At 58.4% G+C, this 209-nt stretch carries 1 protein-coding gene; it reads right to left on the bottom strand.

Annotation, left to right across the window (positions count from 1 at the left end):
- Nucleotides 1-209 (bottom strand): beta-ketoacyl synthase N-terminal-like domain-containing protein (locus G9G57_RS25600; RefSeq protein WP_164965707.1); only part of this gene is annotated, 209 nt, incomplete at both ends.

Raw genomic sequence — 209 nt, 5'->3', positions numbered from 1 at the left:
GCAGTCGGGTTAGGCACGGTATACCCGTTGGTCTTGCCTCCATGGTTGATGCTCGTTCCCCGGATGACCGCATGGATCGGGTCCCCATCTGCTATCGCCTTCGACAACGGCTTCAATAGGACTACCCCCACGCCTTCTCCTGGGACAAAGCCGTTGCCTCCCTTTCCGAAGCTCTTGCACTGTCCGTCTACGGACAGCATCTGATTCGC

Source organism: Paenibacillus sp. EKM211P, from assembly GCF_011066175.1.
Lineage (GTDB): Bacteria > Bacillota > Bacilli > Paenibacillales > Paenibacillaceae > Paenibacillus > Paenibacillus polymyxa.
Note: the sequence above shows the minus strand (reverse complement) of the source record. Positions and strands in the feature narration are given on the sequence as shown.